The organism is Streptomyces sp. NPDC091376 (genome assembly GCF_044757085.1).
Lineage (GTDB): Bacteria > Actinomycetota > Actinomycetes > Streptomycetales > Streptomycetaceae > Streptomyces > Streptomyces pratisoli.
Map to the genome: position 1 here is coordinate 100624 of NZ_JBIVUF010000004.1, position 16974 is coordinate 117597.

Sequence of the window (16974 nt, forward strand, 5' to 3'; positions counted from 1 at the left end):
CCCCGAATCCCCCTGCCCCCGACTGCTCGAGGAAGTGATGAGAACACTCCTGGTGCCACGGTCCATCCGGGCGAAGATCGTCTGCCTGCTGATGGTGCCGGCGGTCTCCCTGATGGCGCTGTGGGCCTTCGCGACCGTCACGACGGCGCGCAGCGTCTCGGAACTCAACCAGTACAAACAAGCCAACTCCACGCTCCACGAACCCGTGGACTCGCTCGTCGCCGCCGTGCAGTCCGAGCGCTCAGCGGCCCTGCGCCGCATCGCCGCGCCCAGCCGCGAACGGTCCGAGTCCCTCACGGACCGCGAGAGGTCCACCGACGCCGCCGTCGCGGCGCTCCGCCGCGGCATCCGGGCCAGCAGTCTGGACGCCGGTGCCGTGGGGGCGGACTTCACCGGACGCGCCGACCGTCTGGTGGCCGGCCTCGAAGGCCTGCGGGGGCTGCGCACCAAGCTGCGCGGGGACGACGCGGGGTGGCGTGAGGCGTACGACGCCTACAACGGCACCGTCGCCCGGGCCTTCGCCCTGCAGGCGACTCTGGCCGGAATGCGCGGTCCGGACACGCCCTCCGCGGCACGGGTCGTCCTCGAACTGGCCCGCGCCCGCGAGATGATCGCCCGCGAGGACGCCCTCATGGGTGCCGCGCAGGTGGCCGGACGTATGACCCGCGCGCAGTTCCAGGAGTTCATCGGGACCGCCCACACCCAACGGCAGCTCCTCGCCGCCTCCGTGGACGATCTGCGGCCCGCCGACGCGGCCGCGTACCGCAAGGTCCTCGCCGGGGCCGGGCTGCGCGACCTGCGGGCGATCGAGGACGCGATACGCGATGCCGGTGGGGCCGATGCCGCCGGGCCCCTCGCCACGGCCGCCCGCTGGAGCACTCCTGCCCGGAACGTTCTGCAGGACCTCGCGCAGGCACAGCGCAACGCGACCACCGTGGCCGCCGGCGCCGCCGATCCCCTGTCGTTCGCCGTCCTCGGCGGCTCGGGCGTCGCGGTCGTCCTCGGACTCGTCGGCGTGGTGCTGTCGCTCGTGATCTCGGTCAGGATCGGGCGCGGCCTGGTCGTCGAGCTCGTCGGCCTGCGCAACTCCGCCCTCAGGCTGGCCGGCCGTGAACTGCCGGACACCATCGCGAGACTGCACGCCGGCAAACCCGTCGACATCGACGCGGTGGCACCCCTGCGGGCGCATCGCGACGACGAGGTGGGGCAGGTGGGGGCCGCGCTGGTCGCCGTCCACCGCGCCGCGGTCACGGCCGCGGCGGAGCGGGCCGAGGTCCTGCACGGCATCTCCGGTGTCTATGTGAACCTCGCCCGCCGCAGCCAGGCCCTCCTGCACCGTCAGCTGGCACTGCTGGACACGATGGAACGACGCAATGAGGACCCGGCCGAGCTGGAGGACCTGTTCCGGCTCGACCACCTGACCACCCGTATGCGCCGTCACGCGGAGAGCCTCATCATCCTGTCCGGTGCCGTGCCGGGGCGTGCCTGGCGCCGGCCCGTGCCCCTCATGGACGTCGTACGGGCGGCGGTGGCCGAAGTCGAGGACTACGACCGGGTGCAGATCCTGGACCTCCCGACGGTCCTGCTGCCCGGCGCGGCGGTCGCGGACCTGACGCACCTCCTGGCCGAACTCATCGAGAACGCCACGGCGTTCTCACCCCCGCACACCAAGGTGGGGGTGTCGGCGGAACGCGTCGGATCGGGCATCGCCCTGGAGATCGAGGACCGCGGGCTGGGCCTGGACCGGGCCGCGCTCGCCGAGGCCAACCGGCGTATCGAGGACACCGAACGGGTCGACCTGCTCGACAGCGGCCAGCTGGGACTGTTCGTCGTCAACCGGCTCGCGCACCGCCTGGACGTACGTGTGGCACTGCGCCGCTCGGTGTACGGCGGTGTCGTGGCCGTGGTCCTGCTGCCGGGCCAACTGGCCGGCGATCCGATCGAGGAGGCCGTCCCCGGCGAGCCGGAGCCGGCCGTGGAGACCACCTCGGGTCTGCCTCGCCGTGCCGCCGCACGCCCTCGAGCGGCACTGCCGCCCGAGGACGCCCCGGCGGCCCGCGCCACCGGCCCGGCCGCTCCGGCTCCCGCCGCCGCAGCGGTGCACGCTGCCGCCGCCGCTCCGGTGCACGGCGCTGCTGATCCGGTGCACGCGGCTCCCGCCGCTCCGGCGCCGCTCCGCGCGGCGCAGGACCCGGCTCGCACGGGCACCACGCAGGGAACGGCGGCAGCGCCCGGCGCCCTGCCGGCCACGGCTCCCGCACCGCGGCCGCCGCACCCGGGGGACCACACACGGGCGGCCGGGCGTGCGTCCGTCGGCGAAGACCACCCGGCGTCCGCCGGACGGGCCGAACTGCCCCGCCGGGTGCGCCAGGCGGGACCGATGCCCGAACACGCCGACGAGGAAGTCCCGTACGACCCGCACGGCCCGTACCCGCCGTCCGACGCGTCCGACCGCCGCGCGCCGGTGCGGGAGCGTCGCGCCGGGAGGACCCCCGAGCAGGCCCGCGCCGCCATGGCGTCGTTCCGCTCGGGATGGAGCCGCGGCCAGGCCGCCGGGACGGCGCCGCAGCAGGGGGAGAGCAACAACGACACCGCAGGCGAAGGAGAGAGCCGATGAACGGCAACCCGCAGCGTTCCGGTGACCTCAGCTGGCTTCTGGAAGAGCTGGTCACCCAGGTCACCGAGATCAGGCACGCGATCGTGCTGTCCGGCGACGGACTGCCGGTCGGCACGTCGAAGGCGCTGAGCCGGGACGACGGAGAGCGGTTCGCCGCGATCGCCTCCGGCTTCCACAGTCTCGCCAAGGGCACGGGGCGGCACTTCCGCGCGGGCCGGGTCATCCAGACCCTCGTCGAGTTGGAGGACGGCTTCCTGTTCGTCGTCGCGGCGGGCGAGGGGTCCTGTCTCGCCGTGTTCAGCGACGCCGACGCCGATGTCGGTCTGGTCGCCTACGAGATGGCGCGACTGGTCAAGCGGGTCGGTGCGCATCTCGGCACCCCGGCCCGTGAGGTGGCCGGAGTGATGTCACATATCGATGACTGACCCCGACAGCCGCTGGTACGACGAGGAGGCGGGCCCGCTGGTGCGCCTCTACGCGGTGACCACCGGCCGGGCGCGCCCCAGCGGCGAACGCCTCGATCTGATGACCGTCATCCATGCCCTGCCGCAGACCGGCCCCGACCCCGTGCTCCCGCCCGAGCAGACGGCGATCCTCCGGCTGTGCCGCCCCAGGCCGCACCCGGTGGCCGACATCGCGTCCGACTCAGGACTGCCGTTGGCCGTCGTACGGGTACTTCTCGGCGATCTGCTGGAGGCGGGCCTGATCCGGGCCACTCCTCCGGTACCGCCGGCCCAACTCCCCGACGCACGCATCCTCAGGAGAGTGATTGATGGACTCCGAGCCCTCTGACGCGCACGCGCCCTTCCTCGCCCTCAAGATCCTCGTGGCGGGGGGTTTCGGGGTCGGCAAGACGACGTTCGTCGGTGCGGTCAGCGAGATCCGGCCGCTGAACACGGAGGAAGTCCTGACGGAGGCGGGCCGGTCGGACGACAGCCTGGACGGGGTCGCCGACAAGCGCACCACGACCGTGGCGCTGGACTTCGGCCGGATCACGATCGGCGACGACCTCGCGCTGTACGTCTTCGGAACCCCGGGCCAGGACCGGTTCTGGTTCCTGTGGGACGAGCTCGCCCGGGGCGCCCTGGGCGCGGTGGTGCTCGCGGACACCCGGCGGCTGCGGGACTGTTTCCCGGCGGTCGACTACTTCGAGCGGCGCCGGCTTCCGTTCGTCGTGGCCGTCAACTGCTTCGACGGCGACCGCGAGTACACCGCGCGGGAAGTGGCGTCGGCCCTCGATCTGGACCCGGGAACGCCGGTGGTGCTGTGCGACGCGCGGGAGCGTGAGTCGGGGAAGGAGGTCTTGATCACGCTGATCGAGCTGGCGGGCGGCTTCGCCGTCCCCGACGCTCCGGTGGAACCGTTGTGACGGACCGCGGGTGACCGGGCCGGCATCGACGGAGAGCAGAGGCCCGGGCCGGCCTCGGCCGAGCGCAAGGGCCCGGGCCGTCCCCGACGGAGCGCAGAGGCCGGGCCGTCCCCGACCGAGCGCCGGGGTCGGCCCGCCCGTCACCAGGCGTCACAGCATCTGCCGCCGCACCAGTTCGTGCAGCCGCCCGCCCGTGTCCGCCAGCAACTGCGCGGGCGGGCCCTGCTGTACGACACGCCCCTCCGCCATGACGATCACGCGGTCGGCGTCCATCACCGTCGACAGCCGGTGTGCGATGACCACGCGGGTCGCCCTCAGCGCGCGGGTGCTCTCGGTCACGATCCGCTGGGTCGCGTTGTCGAGGGCACTCGTCGCCTCGTCGAAGAACAGCACCCGCGGCCGGCGGACCAGCGCCTGGGCGATCATCAGTCGCTGCCGCTGCCCGCCGGAGATCGCCCCGCCGCCGGAGATCATGGTCTGCATGCCCATGGGCATGCGACGGATGTCCTCGGCGAGACCGGCCATCTCGGCGGCCTCCCAGGCCTCGTCCTGGGTGAACGGTTCCGCACCGCAGATGCAGTCCAGGATCGATCCGGTGAACGGCTGCGCGTTCTGCAGGACGACTCCGCACTGGCGCCGCACGGCCGCCTGGTCGAGGGCGGCGAGGTCCTGGCCGTCGTACAGGACACTGCCCGAGCCGGGCCTGTCGAAGCCGATGAGCATCCGCAGCAGGGTCGACTTGCCGCAGCCGCTGGGCCCGACGACCGCGACGAACTCGCCGGGCCGCACCGCCAGGGACACGTCGTCGAGGACCAGCGGACCGTCGTCCGTGTACCGGAAGGACACCTTGCGTGCCTCGATCGCCCCCGACAGCTCGCCCGGCTGCGTGCTGGCCCCCCGTACCTCGGGAGCCTCGTCCAGCACCGGCTTGATCTGTTCGAACATCGGCAGGACGGCGGCGGCCGAGACCAGTGCGCCGGTCAGCTGTGTCACCGACGCCAGCATCATCGTCACCGCGGTGTGGAAGGTCAGGAACTCACCAGCCGTCAGACTCCCGCGGGCCGGACCCGCCAGCAACATGAACATGATGAGCGCGCAGAGCGGCAGATAGACCGCGTCGAGGACCGTCGTCAGATTGCGGATCCGGCCCGCCCGGCGGTGCAGCTCCCGGCTGCGCGCGAACTGCTTCGCCCACGCCGCGTACGCGAAGCTCTCCGCCGCCGCCACCCGTAGCTTCGGCAGGCCCCGAAGGGTCTGGAACGCCTGGTTGTTGAGCTTGTTCCCGAGTTCCACGAGCCGACGCTGCCAGCGCAGCTGCCACAGCCCCATGCCGAGGAAGACGGTACCGATGACGGCGAGCATCCCGAGCGCCGCCAGGGCGAGGGGGACGCTGTAGGCGAGCAGCAGGAGCAGGTTCATCGTCCCGACCGTGCTCGCCTGGACGACCACCGGTCCCACGCCGGACAGCAGCCGCCGGATCGAGCTGATGCCCATCGCCGCGCTCGCCAGCTCTCCGGTGGAGCGCTCGGCGAAGAACTTCGTGGGCAGCCTCAGCAGCCGGTCCCACACGGCGGGCTGCAGCGTGCTCTCGATCCGGCCCTCCATCCGCAGGATGGTGAGGTTCTGCAGCAGCATGAAGGCGGCCGAGACGACGCCGGCGACCATCACGGCCACCGACACCTGCACGATCAGGCTGGTCTCGGCGTTCGGCACGAACACCCCGAGCACCTTGCCGGTGGCGATCGGCACCAGCGCGCCGAGGGCGACCGTGACGAGGCCGGCGATCGCGAGACTGCGCAGATCCGGACGGCTGCCGTGGAGGCTGAAGCGCATCAGCCGCCACAGGCTCATCGGCCGTTCCGGCAGCGGCCGGTAGAACATGACGGCCCGCGGTTCGAACTCCTCCGCGTTGTCGTCGTCGACGGCGATCCGGCTGCCGGTGGCCGGATTGACCGCCTGGTAGCCGCCGCGCCGCCACAACAGCGCCACCGGAGCACCGGACTTGGCACGGTGGCCCACCAGCGGGCCGGTGTTCTCCCGCCACCAGGTGCCGTCGAGCCGGACCGCGCGGGTACGGACACGGGAGGCGAGCGTGATGCGCTCGACCGGGCCGACCCGTTCGTCGACCGGTCCGCCCTGCGCGGGTTCCGCGAGCGTGATCCCCGCGGCGGAGGCGACGAGCCGGCACACGGCGTAGGCGGCGTCGTCGGAGACCACGCCCGCCGTACGGGCCGCGGGAGTCCTGCGGGAGCGGCCGATGGAGGCCAGCAGCGCCTGGTCGGCGCCCGCGCGCACCGCCTCACCGGCCTTGATCCCGGCGGCCGCCCGGTCCTCGTGAGCCCGCTCAAGCCGCTCGATCCATCGGTCGAGCCCCGAGAGCAGCCGGTACTGCTGGTTGACCATCTGCTGCCACAGCGCACCGTCGACCAGCAGGTCGGCCGCGGCGTCCGCGCTGAACGCGGCGCCGTACTGGACACTGCCGGGGAAGACGGGCAGCCACAGGATGTCCTCGTCGGTGACCGTCTCCTCGTCGGTCGTCCGTCCGTCGAGCGGCGCCTCGAACAGCACGCGCTGGCCGCGTCCGACGCCGAGCGCGAAGGCGTGCTCCAGCAGGCTGAGGGTGCCGTCCTGGCTGTCGTACTGGCTCTGGTAGGGCGTCTGGTACGACCACGGGTCGCCGTACCCGGCCGGCTGGTGGAGCTCCCGCAGCGGGATACGGCGCAGTACACAGCCCTGCAACGGCCTGCCGACCAGCGTGTGCTGAGGACCCTCGACCGGGCCGAGCAGCAGGGTGCCCGTCTCCAGCCGGCCGAGGAAGTGCCAGTGGCCCTGCTGGACGGCGTCGACCGCGAAGAGGTCGAGCGCGCCGCCCACGACCAGCCACAGCACCTGCGGCCCCTCCAGCGACAGACTGCGCAGCCCGGAGCAGTCGACGTACTGTCCCAGGCCGCTGAGCGCGGCGAGGACCGTGTCGTCGGGGTGCGCGGCCGTCCCCGGACCGGGTCCGCGGTCGCCGGCCTGCTGACCCGGGTGATGCCCGGGGTGCTGACCGGGCTGGTGGCCCGGGTGGCCCGGCTGCTGGCCGGACGGCTGTCCTGGAAGGTGCCCGGGCTGTTGTCCCGGGAGGTGCCCGGGTTGCTGTCCCGGAAGGTGGCCGGGCTGGTGGCCGGCCTGATGACCGGGCTGTACGGGGATCACCTCAGTGCTCCTTGACCAGTTCGGCGTACGCGCCCCCGCGCGCGACCAGTTCCTCGTGCCGCCCACGCTCCACGACCGTGCCGTGGTCGAGGACCACGATCTCGTCACTGTCGCGCACGGTGCTCAGCCGGTGGGCGATGACCACACAGGCGCAGCCGCGCCGCCGCAGATTGTCGATGATGAGCTGCTCGGTCTCCGCGTCCAGCGCGCTGGTCACCTCGTCGAGGACCAGCACGCTGGGCCGGCGCACCAGCGCCCGAGCGATCTCCAGCCGCTGCCGCTGCCCGCCGGAGAAGTTGCGGCCGTCCTGCTCCACGCGGCCGTGGATGCCCCCGGGACGCCGGGCGATCACCTCGTACAGCGCCGCGTCCTTGAGCGCGTCGACGACGGCGTCGTCCGGGATCGAGGGGTCCCACAGCGCCACGTTGTCCCGCACGGTGCCCTCGAAGAGGAACACGTCCTGGTCGACGAAGGAGACCGAGGCGGCGAGCGCGCCGCGCGGGATCTCGTCGAGGCGCTGCCCGTCGATGCGGATCGTGCCCTCCCAAGGGCTGTAGAGGCCCGCGATCAGCCGGGAGACGGTGGACTTGCCGCTGCCTGAGCCGCCGACGAGCGCGACCTGGCGGCCCGGGCCGACCGACAGCGAGAAGCCGGTGAGCAGCGGCTTGTCGAGCGGGCTGTACCCGAAGGTGATGTCCTCCAGGGTGATGTGGCCCATGAGCCTGCGGGTGCTGGCCGGCGGTTCGGTGCGCGTGTACAGCCCGTCCGCGGGGAAGTTCTCGACGTCCTTGAGCCGTGCCACGTCGGCGGCGAAGTCCTGGATGCGGGACGCCATGCCGTTGAGCCGGGTGATGGGTGCGGTGAAGCGGGTCACCAGGGCCTGGAAGGCGACGAGCAGACCGATCGAGATATGGCCCTCGACGGCCCGCAGCCCGCCGATCCACAGAATCAGCGCGCTGTTGAGCGTGGCCAGGGTGGGCGCCACGACCGCGAGCGCCGCGCTCGGCACCCCGAGGCGCTGCTGCTCCTCCAGCGTGGTGGCGTGCTGTCCGGCCCAGCGGCGGAAGTAGCCGTTCTCCCCGCCGGTGGCCTTCATGGTCTCGATCAGCTGGATACCGGTGTACGAGGTGTTCGTCAGCCGGGCGTTGTCGGCGCGCAGCTTCTGCGTACGGGTCGCCCGCAGCCGCACCACGACCCGCATCGCGACCACGTTCAGCAGCGCGATCAGCACCCCGATCACGGTGAGCTGCGGATCGTACGTCCACAGCAGCAGCGCGTAGAGGAGCACGACGATCCCGTCCACTCCGAAGGCGGTGAGATCGCGGGCGAGGGTCTCGGCCACCGCGTCGTTCGACTGCAGCCGCTGGACCAGGTCGGCCGGGCTGCGCTGGGCGAAGAACGTCACCGGCAGCCTGAGCAGATGCCGGAAGAAGCGGGCGCTGCTCAGCGTGGACGAGATGATCCGGCCGCGCAGCAGGTTCGCCTGTTGCAGCCCGGTCAGCACGGCCGTCAGCGCCACCATCGCGGCCATCGAGGCGAAGAGGACCCCGAGCAGCGAGGTCTGACGGCCGACCAGGAACATGTCGATGTACGTGCGGCTCAGCGCCGGCAGCGCCGCGCCGACAGCGACGAGCAGCAGGCTCGCGAGCAGCGCGGCGAGCATCGTCCCGGTGGTGCCGCGCAACCGGGCGGGCACGGAGCGCAGGACGCCGGGCCTGCGGCCGCCGGTGGTGAACCCGTCGCCCGGCTCGAAGACCAGGACCACACCGGTGAAGCTCGTGTCGAAGTCCTCCGCCGACACGAAACGCCGGCCCTTGTCGGGGTCGTTGATGTGCACGCCGCGGCGGCCGAGGCGGCGCCCCATGCCGTCGTACACGACGTAGTGGTTGAACTCCCAGAACAGGATGGCCGGGGCCTGGACCCCGGCGAGCGCTGCCGGTTCCATCTGCATGCCCTTGGCCTGCAGGCCGTAGCTCCGGGCCGCCTTGAGGATGTTGCTGGCCCGGGAGCCGTCACGGGAGACGCCGCAGGCGATGCGCAGCTCTTCGAGGGGCACGTGCCTGCCGTGGTGGGCGAGGACCATGGCGAGCGCGGCGGCGCCGCACTCCACGGCCTCCATCTGGAGCACGGTGGGAGTGCGGACGCTCTTGCGCTTCGCGGGCTTCCGCGGCTTCGGCGCGCGCCTCGGGTTCGACTGGGGGGCGCGGGCGCGGTGCCGGGTGGGGGTCGGGGCGCTCACGGCAGCAGCCAATCGATCGGACGCTGGTCGGCGAGATGGACGGCGCCGGTGGCCAGGGTCATGGAGCCGACCGCGTACGGCGGCCCCTCCGAAGACGACCAGGCGTAACCCGACTTCGTACCGGACGAGCGTTCCAGCTCGACCAGGACCGGCAGCGGCCGGCCCTGCCGGGAGAACTGGTCGGCGAGCTGGCCGTCACCGAGGAACCCGGTGATCTGCTGCCGTGTCTGGGAGGTGCGGCCGACGGCCTTCACACGGCCGCGCAGCACTCCGTACTGCTGCGACGGCACGGACTGCACGGTGAGGTCGACGCGGGCGCCGACGGGAACGGCCGAGCCGTTGTCGGCCGGAAGGTAGAGCATCGCCATCAGCGGTGCGCGGGCGTCGTCGACGCGTTCCAGGACCGCGACGTTCGCTCCTGTGGTGACGACGGCGCCGATGGTGGCGACGAGGGCGGTGACACGGCCCGGGGCGATGGTGCGGACGACGGTGGCGTCCTTGTCGGCGCTGCGGCTCCCGCTCTCCCCCTCGCTGTCGCCGCTGCCGCCGCCTGTGTCCGTACCGGCGTCGGTGTCGGACTCGGTGCCGGAGTCCGCGCCGCTCCCGCCCTGTGCCCCGGCGCTACGCACCTTCAGCAGCGGAGCACCCGCAGGGAGGCGTTTGCCCTCTTCCGCGAGCACTTCGGTCACCTGCCCCGCGACCGGACTCTGCAGGACATAACTGCCCTGTGCGTGCGTAAGAATGCCGGGTGCGCGAACAGTGGACGAAACGGATCCATTGACCGCCCACAAAGCAGCCGCTGCCATCGCGACCACGGTGACCGTGAGGACGAGCCAGCCCTGCGGGCGGGCGAATCGCACCGGCAGATCTATTTCTTCGGGCGATTGCAGCTTGGAAAGGGCCTTCTGGCGGAACTGCACGTAACTCTTCCCTCGACTGCATATGTCCGGGTCAGGGGGTGAAAAGAGCGATGAGCCCCGGAACGGGGAAGGTTCCGGGGCTCACACGGGTGGTGCTCAGAGACCGGCGACGAGACCGGTGACCGCGCCGGTGTTCAGGCCGGTGGCGCCCTCGACGGTGCCGACGGCCGTGCCGACGATGCCGGAGACCGGGACGATGCCGTCAACGGTGGAGGTCAGGCCGGACACCGCGCCAGCGGCAATGGCGCTGCTCAGACCGCCGGAGACGTTGTCGAGGTCGGCGTCGGAGATCTCAGCGGTCTCGACCTGGGGGGTGAAGTTCATGATGAAGCTTCCCTTCATGTGGATATATCTCAAAGGTCACGGCCGGCCCCGCCGGAAAACGATCCGGCCGCGTCGGCGGGAGTGCGGGTCCCCAATAAATCGAGGACCCTCGGCGCAACTCCCGCAGTGCGCAGGATCAAAGCACGCCGACGCACCGCTCAGCCAATCCGAGGACGCCCGGTCGGCGCCTGCTCCGTCATGTAATTAAGTTCAGGTGCAGGCGCGTCCACGTATAGGTGCCGACTCCTTCACAAACTTCACCTGCTCAATTCCGTTCGGGTGGAGCGGCACGGCGGAGCGGAATCGGACACTCCGGCCCCAATGGACTGCCAAGCCGCCAACCCCGCGGTGCGCACTGAGCCCCGGTCAGCCGCTGTGCATCGGTTGAGTGTTCGGTGTGCAGGTTTGCGGAAGACTCTGTTCCGGTCGGGGGCGCGGGCGCCGCGGCCGGTCCTGCGACCGTCCGCACGCCGTCACATCGCCGTACCGAACGCCTGCGTCCACCACGGTCCGCCGGAGGCGTCGTGGATGCCCACGCCGAGCTCCTTGAAGGAGCAGTTGAGGATGTTCGCGCGGTGGCCCGGGCTGTTCATCCACGAGTCCATCACCGACGCCGGACTCTGCTGGCCCCTGGCGATGTTCTCCCCGTACGTGCTCCACCGGTAGCCGGCCGCGGTGATCCGGTCGCCCGGGTCGGTCCCGTCCGGGCTGGTGTGGTCGAAGAAGCCGCGGGCCGCCATGTCCGCCGAGTGGCGCTGCGCCGCCGTCGCGAGCTTGTCGTTGCCGCGCAGCGGGCCGCATCCCGCCTTGGAACGCTCCGCGTTGACCAGGGCGAGCACCTGCTCGGCGTCGCCGCTCGGCAGCACCGGCTCCGGATCGGGCTGCTCGGGAGTCGGCTTCGGCTTCGGCCTGGGCTTCGCCGTGCTCGGCTTGGGCTTCGGCTTGGCCGTCTTGCTCGCGCTCGGTGTGGGACTGGGGGAGGGCGAGGGGGAGGCGGAGAGCGACGGGGAGGGGGACGTGGACCCCGAGGGCGAGGGGAGCAGCGGGGAGGCCGGGGCCGCGGCGGTGGAGGGCGGCTCCTCGGACTCCGAGGGGCCGATGAGGAGATGGGCCGCGCCACCGCCGGTGACGAGCACGGCGACCGCGGCCGCCACGGCCGCGGTACGGCGGCGCCGGCGCGCCCGGTCCAGCCGGGCCTGGGTACGTGAGCCGGCTCCCGGCGCGTGGCCCGGCCCCGAGCCGTGACCGGACCGAGGGGCGCCGCCGGACCCCGGCGCGTGGCCGTGGGCCGCGGCGACCATGTCCGGTGCCGTGCCGAACGCGCTGAGCGACGCCGCCAACGGCACGAGGGCGAGGCCCACGAGAAGTCCCTCGGCGGGCACCAGCCCCGACCAGTGCCCCGCGCACACCGTGCAGCCGCGGGCGTGGCGGGCCAGGCGCTTGCGCCAGAGGGCCGAGGGCATGCCGTCCCAGCCGGCGACGATCGGCTCCAGGAGTACGCAGCGAGGGTCGGCGGAGAGGGCGCGGACCACCACACGGGCCGTCTCCAGTTGGGCCTTCATCCGCTGCACCCGTACCGCCGTGTGCTGCGGGGACAGTTCCAGCGCGGTGGCGACCTCCGCCCGTGACAGCTGCCCGGCGGCCTCCAGCCACCACAGGGACAGCAGCGCGCGGTCGTCCTCGTCCAGCCAGCGGGTGGCTTCGGCGGTCTCGCGGCGCTGGCCGGAGAGCCCGAGGCGGGTGATGGTGAGGTCCACGAAGTCCGCGCCGGGATCGACGACGTCGTACGCGTCGTCCAGGGCGCCGCCGCCGGGTATCGCCCCGGTACGGCGCTCTCGCCAGTGGCCGCGTATCTGATTCATCGTGATGGCGACCAGCCAGCTGCGGAAGTTGTCCGGGCTGCGCAGCCCGTCCAGGCCGCCGAGGACGCGCAGCATGGTCTCCTGCACCACGTCGTCCACATCGGCGTGGCCGTTCAGGGCCCGGCCCACGATGTTGTAGACCAGCGGAAGGTACTCGGCGACGAGCCGGTCCTGCGCCTGCTGGTCACCGGCCTGTGCCGCCATGATCACCGCGGCTTCGCGTTCGCTGCTCACGCTGTGTCCACTCTCTTCCTTGGCTGGGGCGTGTCTCCTCCGACGAAGGGGAGACGCCCTGCCTCCGCTCCGATAACGGAAATCGGATAGGAGTACGCACGAACCGCCGAAATTGTTAGATCGGACCGCCATGCGCGCAGCACCGCCGCGGACGGCTCGAACAGTTCGCCCGGTACGGATTCGGGCCGGTGCCACTGCCAGCGCAGGATCTTGTCCGGCTCCGTGACCTCGGGTTCGCCTTCCACGCCCGTGACCAGACCCGCGGCCGAGACCCGGGTCACGCCCCGCTCGCCGTCGACGACCACGGCGACGATCGTCACGTCCTCCTCCCGGACCCGCAGCGACGTCTCCTCGCCCAGCTCCCTGGCCCCCGCCCGCTCGAAGCTCTCACCCGGATCGACCTTGCCGCCGGGAAGCTCCCAGCGGCCGCCCGGCGCGAGCCCGAGGAGGATCCGGCCGGCCGGGTCGACGACGATCATTCCGACGCCGACCACGCCGTTGGGGACGGGGAACGCGCGTGCGGGGCGCTCGGCGGGAGCGGGGTTCGCGGAGGGAGTCACCATGGGTGGGATCGTATGGGGTTTCGAATAGCCGCAGTGAAGTACCCGGCACGGCCCGGCGACGGGACGCATGCGGCAGCGCCCCTACGTGACGCGCGGTCCCGCCGTCCGCCCGGTGTCGCCGAGAGCGCGGATCTCGGGCTCGTGACCGCAGGCCCGGAGAAGGACGAGCAGGCCTTCCGGGGACACCGCGGTCGTCGCGTCGTTGCGCAGCGGATGGAGAAGCAGAAGCTTCTGCCGAGCCAACCGGGCATCGACGACGACCCGGACGGTTCCCGGGGCGGCGTTCATCAGGGCGAACGGGATACCGCTCCGGATGTCACGCCGAGGACGTCCGCGAGGACCTCGGGACGGACGAAGGGCAGCCGGCCCACACCCCACTCAGCGGCCAGAGCCTTGAGATCGACACGGGTGTCGTCCTTCTTGACCGGTCCTCGACGAGCCTCGGCTCAGCGCAGGATCAGCGTCGGCTGTGCGGGCACACCGCTCCGCGGCCGCCACTCGCGCGGATAGCCGACGGACACCTCGTGGAACGGGACCCCGTCGTGCCGGGTCGTACGGGGGATGTGCAGGTGCCCGTACACCATCGCCCGGGCCCGGTGGCGGATGTGCCAGTCCGCGGTGTGCTCGGTGCCGCACCACAGGGCGAACTCGGGGTAGCGCAACACCCGCGTCGGCTCACGCACCAGCGGATAGTGGTTCACGAGAACCGTCTGCAGGTCCCCGGGGACGGCGGCGAGCCGGGTCTCGGTGAGTTCCAGACGTGCCCGGCACCAGGCCTCGCGGCTCGGGTACGGGTCCGGGTGCAGCAGATGCTCGTCGGTGCAGACGACGTGCGCGCGGTGGGCCTGGGCGAGCGCCTCCTCCTGGGTGGCGGTGCCCTCCGGGCGGAAGGTGTAGTCGTACAGCAGGAACAGCGGTGCGACCGCGACGGACCGTCCGTCCTCGCCGGTCCACACCGGGTACGGGTCCTCCGGAGTGATCACGCCGAGGCTTCGGCACAGCTCCACCAGCAGCTCGTAGCGCCGTACACCCCGTGCCTGGACGGCGTCGGCGGAGACGGTCCACAGCTCATGGTTCCCGGGCGCCCACACGACCCTGGCGAAGCGTTCACTCAGCAGCGACAGCGTCCACTCGATGTCGGACACCTGGTCCCCGACGTCGCCCGCGACCAGCAGCCAGTCGTCGTCGGAGCCCGGCCGCAGACCGTCCGCGTGCTTGCGGTTCTCCGGATGGTTGACGTGCAGATCGCTGATGGCGAGCAGAGACATCACAACCCCCGTGGACGGACCGCCTGCTGGGACATCGTGACGATCCTCCCACCACGGGGGCGGCCGGCCGCCTTCGCCACCCCGTTGCTCAGACCGCCGGTGCGCCCCTGAGTCCGTAGCGTGCCCAGGCGGGTGCGATGCCGGTGATCTGGCAGACCATCAGGTACAGCGGGATCGGCGGGGTGTACGGGCTGGAGTCCTCGGGCCAGTGGACCAGCCGGGGGGCCGACGCCGGTACGTACGCACCGCGGGAGTAGTAGGAGGGAAGCGGCCAGGTCAGCTCCTGGTCGGAGCCGGCCGGGACGATCCACCACATCCAGTCCGTGTCCGCGTAGACACAGCCCGTGTGCGGCAGCCTGGACAGCAGCCGGAACCCGTGCCGTGCGGGTACGCCGACCGCGTCGTAACCCAGCGTGGCGGTGAGTCCCGGGGGGACGTCGAGACGCAGCTGTTCGGGGGAGCGGTCCCGCCCGCGGGAGAGCAGACCGGCCATCGTCCTCAGCATGGCCGCCCCGTGCCCGGGTCTCCTCCGGCCGGTCGGACGGGGCCGAGCGCCAGCTCGGCCCAGACGACGCGACCCGGTCCCGGATGGGCGTCATGCGCTCCCCAGGCGCTGCTCACGGCGTCCACCAGCAGCAACCCGCGCCCGCGCTCCTCCGCGGAGACCTGGCGCAGCCGGGGCTCGCCGGGCGGGCAGCCCTGGTCCTGCACCGCTATGCGCAACTGCCCCGGTACGTCGTGCAGTTCGCACAGGACGCGCTCGCTCGCGGTGTGCACGACGGCGTTGGTGAACAGTTCGGAGGCGACCAGCGCCACCGTGTCGAAAAGGTCCTCCCCGAGGCCCCAGCGCTGCATCCGCTCCCGGATCAGACGCCTGGCCCGCGCCACCGAATCGGTCCGGCCGGGCAGCTCGAACCCGAAGCGCCGTATCGCCGGCACGGACGCCGGCTGGTACTGGCCGACGAGAAGGGGTCTGAGCGCGTTGCCAGGAGCCACGACCAATCCTTAACGGTGGGGTAGCGGTGCCGTACGTGCCTCTCCCCGGGCAGAGTGCGGCAGCCTCGTGAACTGGTTCACCGAGTCACTCTCCACCCGAAGACGACACTTGGCAAGAGGCACTCTGGAAAATGCAGAGTGCCGGGTTCTCGGTGGCGGTGGCATGGCACACTCGTCCCGGCACCGAGTCGTGACATCCCGTCGTGACGCCGTGTGTCACCGAGTCGTGACACCGAGTCGTGAATCCGTGAACAGGGCGCTGGGGAGGTCTGTAGTGAGCGAGCCGCGGTCCGCCCCCACTGTGGGGCAGGTCGTCCTGGGCAAGCGACTGCAGGATCTGCGGGAGCGAGCCGGCCTGAAGCGCGAGGAGGCCGCCAAGGTCCTCCACGTGGCGCCCGCCACCATCCGCCGGATGGAAACGGCCGAGGTCGCGCTGAAGATCCCCTACGTTCAGCTGCTGCTCAGGGCGTACGGAGTCGCGGACGACGAGGCCGACGGCTTCGTCCAGCTCGCCGAGGACGCCAACAGGCCCGGCTGGTGGCAGCGCTTCCACGACGTCCTGCCCGGCTGGTTCAGCATGTACGTCAGCCTGGAGGGCGCGGCCGCCCTCATCCGCGCCTACGAGCCCCACTTCGTCCCCGGCCTCCTCCAGACCGAGGACTACGCCCGCGGCGTGATGCGCAGTGGAGCCCTCGGCGCGACCAGCACCGAGGACATCGAGCGGCATGTCGCGCTGCGGATGGAGCGCCAGGGCCTGCTCTCGCGGCCCGACGCGCCGAGATTCTGGGTGATCATGGAAGAGACCGCCCTGCGCCGTCCGGTGGGCGGCCCGAAGGTGATGCGGGCCCAGATCGACCGGCTGCTCGAAGCGGCCGAGATGCCCGGCGTCACGCTCCAGGTCGCCGAGTTCGCGAAAGGCCCCCATCCCGGCACCTACGGGCCGTTCGTCATCTTCCGGTTCGCGGTGCCCGAACTCCCCGACATGGTCTACAGCGAGTACCTGACCGGCGCGGTCTACCTCGACGCGCGCCCCGAGGTGGCCTCGCACCTGGAGGTCATGGACCGCATGGCGGCCCAGGCCGCCACCGCACAACGCACGAAGGACCTCCTCCGGGGCGTCCGCAAGGAGCTGTGAATGGATCGCATATACAACGGCATGCCTGCCCGGGAGCTCGGCACCGAGGGCTGGCACAAGCCGTGGAGCGGCGGCAACGGCGGCAACTGCATCGAGGCCATGAAGCTGGCCGACGGCAGGGTCGCGGTGCGCCAGTCCGCCGACCCCGACGGTCCCGCGCTCATCTACACCCACGGCGAGATCGCCGCCTTCATCCAGGGCGCCAAGTCGGGTAAGGCAGACTTCCTCCTGACCTGAACCGGCCCCGAG

At 71.9% G+C, this 16974-nt stretch carries 16 protein-coding genes and 1 pseudogene; 6 read left to right on the forward strand and 11 right to left on the reverse strand.

Translation table 11 applies throughout. The features are described 5' to 3' along the window. Window positions 1–37 precede the first annotated feature (37 nt). The 4 genes from ACIQMR_RS10525 to ACIQMR_RS10540 are packed head-to-tail and all read left to right on the forward strand — an operon-like array spanning window position 38 to window position 3986. The gene (locus ACIQMR_RS10525; protein WP_401385023.1) at window positions 38–2617 is read left to right on the forward strand and encodes a nitrate- and nitrite sensing domain-containing protein; all 2580 of its coding nucleotides are present in this window, start codon (window positions 38–40) and stop codon (window positions 2615–2617) included. After that, on the forward strand, window positions 2614–3042 hold the full coding sequence (locus tag ACIQMR_RS10530) for a roadblock/LC7 domain-containing protein (protein ID WP_401385024.1): 429 nt from the start codon (window positions 2614–2616) through the stop codon (window positions 3040–3042). The genes ACIQMR_RS10525 and ACIQMR_RS10530 overlap by 4 nt, the downstream gene beginning before the upstream one ends. Beyond that, window positions 3035–3409 carry a DUF742 domain-containing protein gene (locus ACIQMR_RS10535; protein WP_401385025.1) on the forward strand — a complete coding sequence of 125 codons (375 nt, stop codon included), beginning with the start codon at window positions 3035–3037 and terminating at the stop codon, window positions 3407–3409. The genes ACIQMR_RS10530 and ACIQMR_RS10535 overlap by 8 nt, the downstream gene beginning before the upstream one ends. Then, window positions 3390–3986, forward strand: coding sequence for a GTP-binding protein (locus ACIQMR_RS10540; RefSeq protein WP_401385026.1), 597 nt, complete (start codon window positions 3390–3392; stop codon window positions 3984–3986). Before ACIQMR_RS10535 ends, ACIQMR_RS10540 begins: the two co-directional genes overlap by 20 nt. A gap of 150 nt (window positions 3987–4136) precedes the next feature. Here ACIQMR_RS10540 and ACIQMR_RS10545 read toward each other — a convergent pair whose 3' ends face one another. From ACIQMR_RS10545 to ACIQMR_RS10595, 11 genes and pseudogenes are all read right to left on the reverse strand, one after another. Beyond that, window positions 4137–6932: an NHLP bacteriocin export ABC transporter permease/ATPase subunit gene (locus ACIQMR_RS10545; RefSeq protein WP_401385327.1), complete on the reverse strand. Its 2796-nt coding sequence runs from the start codon at window positions 6930–6932 to the stop codon at window positions 4137–4139. A gap of 253 nt (window positions 6933–7185) precedes the next feature. Continuing rightward, a complete protein-coding gene (locus ACIQMR_RS10550; RefSeq protein WP_401385027.1) occupies window positions 7186–9423 on the reverse strand; it encodes an NHLP family bacteriocin export ABC transporter peptidase/permease/ATPase subunit in 2238 nt (745 codons plus the stop codon). After that, entirely contained in the window at window positions 9420–10343 is a 924-nt protein-coding gene (locus ACIQMR_RS10555; RefSeq protein WP_401385028.1) for an HlyD family efflux transporter periplasmic adaptor subunit, read from the reverse strand. Before ACIQMR_RS10555 ends, ACIQMR_RS10550 begins: the two co-directional genes overlap by 4 nt. A 96-nt stretch (window positions 10344–10439) precedes the next feature. Beyond that, complete coding sequence (locus tag ACIQMR_RS10560; RefSeq protein WP_266386193.1) at window positions 10440–10667, reverse strand: type A2 lantipeptide; 228 nt, start codon at window positions 10665–10667, stop codon at window positions 10440–10442. Between the two features lie 473 nt (window positions 10668–11140). After that, window positions 11141–12763, reverse strand: a complete 1623-nt coding sequence (locus ACIQMR_RS10565; RefSeq protein WP_401385029.1) for a sigma-70 family RNA polymerase sigma factor — start codon at window positions 12761–12763, stop codon at window positions 11141–11143. Beyond that, window positions 12760–13326, reverse strand: coding sequence for an NUDIX hydrolase (locus ACIQMR_RS10570; protein ID WP_401385030.1), 567 nt, complete (start codon window positions 13324–13326; stop codon window positions 12760–12762). Before ACIQMR_RS10570 ends, ACIQMR_RS10565 begins: the two co-directional genes overlap by 4 nt. Before the next feature lie 81 nt (window positions 13327–13407). Continuing rightward, a complete protein-coding gene (locus tag ACIQMR_RS10575) occupies window positions 13408–13614 on the reverse strand; it encodes a hypothetical protein (protein ID WP_401385031.1) in 207 nt (68 codons plus the stop codon). Then, a pseudogene (locus ACIQMR_RS10580) lies at window positions 13614–13730 on the reverse strand (hypothetical protein); the annotation flags it as partial. The gene ACIQMR_RS10575 and the pseudogene ACIQMR_RS10580, both read right to left, overlap by 1 nt. Before the next feature lie 42 nt (window positions 13731–13772). Then, window positions 13773–14594: a metallophosphoesterase family protein gene (locus ACIQMR_RS10585; protein ID WP_401385032.1), complete on the reverse strand. Its 822-nt coding sequence runs from the start codon at window positions 14592–14594 to the stop codon at window positions 13773–13775. Between the two features lie 88 nt (window positions 14595–14682). After that, a complete protein-coding gene (locus ACIQMR_RS10590; RefSeq protein ID WP_401385033.1) occupies window positions 14683–15099 on the reverse strand; it encodes a hypothetical protein in 417 nt (138 codons plus the stop codon). Then, complete coding sequence (locus tag ACIQMR_RS10595; RefSeq protein WP_401385034.1) at window positions 15093–15590, reverse strand: ATP-binding protein; 498 nt, start codon at window positions 15588–15590, stop codon at window positions 15093–15095. Before ACIQMR_RS10595 ends, ACIQMR_RS10590 begins: the two co-directional genes overlap by 7 nt. A gap of 274 nt (window positions 15591–15864) precedes the next feature. On the opposite strand from ACIQMR_RS10595, the gene ACIQMR_RS10600 reads away from it, so the two are divergent. Beyond that, window positions 15865–16725, forward strand: a complete 861-nt coding sequence (locus ACIQMR_RS10600) for a helix-turn-helix domain-containing protein (RefSeq protein WP_401385035.1) — start codon at window positions 15865–15867, stop codon at window positions 16723–16725. After that, entirely contained in the window at window positions 16726–16962 is a 237-nt protein-coding gene (locus ACIQMR_RS10605) for a DUF397 domain-containing protein (RefSeq protein ID WP_266386172.1), read from the forward strand. Window positions 16963–16974 lie beyond the last annotated feature (12 nt).

What these genes read in the sequence shown, in the direction of transcription:
- ACIQMR_RS10525 (WP_401385023.1), top strand. Translation starts at nt 38, where the DNA reads ATGAGAACACTCCTGGTGCCACGGTCCATCCGGGCGAAGATCGTCTGC.
- ACIQMR_RS10530 (WP_401385024.1), top strand. Translation starts at nt 2,614, where the DNA reads ATGAACGGCAACCCGCAGCGTTCCGGTGACCTCAGCTGGCTTCTGGAA.
- ACIQMR_RS10535 (WP_401385025.1), top strand. Translation starts at nt 3,035, where the DNA reads ATGACTGACCCCGACAGCCGCTGGTACGACGAGGAGGCGGGCCCGCTG.
- ACIQMR_RS10540 (WP_401385026.1), top strand. Translation starts at nt 3,390, where the DNA reads ATGGACTCCGAGCCCTCTGACGCGCACGCGCCCTTCCTCGCCCTCAAG.
- ACIQMR_RS10560 (WP_266386193.1), bottom strand. Translation starts at nt 10,667, where the DNA reads ATGAACTTCACCCCCCAGGTCGAGACCGCTGAGATCTCCGACGCCGAC.
- ACIQMR_RS10570 (WP_401385030.1), bottom strand. Translation starts at nt 13,326, where the DNA reads ATGGTGACTCCCTCCGCGAACCCCGCTCCCGCCGAGCGCCCCGCACGC.
- ACIQMR_RS10575 (WP_401385031.1), bottom strand. Translation starts at nt 13,614, where the DNA reads ATGAACGCCGCCCCGGGAACCGTCCGGGTCGTCGTCGATGCCCGGTTG.
- ACIQMR_RS10585 (WP_401385032.1), bottom strand. Translation starts at nt 14,594, where the DNA reads ATGTCTCTGCTCGCCATCAGCGATCTGCACGTCAACCATCCGGAGAAC.
- ACIQMR_RS10590 (WP_401385033.1), bottom strand. Translation starts at nt 15,099, where the DNA reads ATGCTGAGGACGATGGCCGGTCTGCTCTCCCGCGGGCGGGACCGCTCC.
- ACIQMR_RS10605 (WP_266386172.1), top strand. Translation starts at nt 16,726, where the DNA reads ATGGATCGCATATACAACGGCATGCCTGCCCGGGAGCTCGGCACCGAG.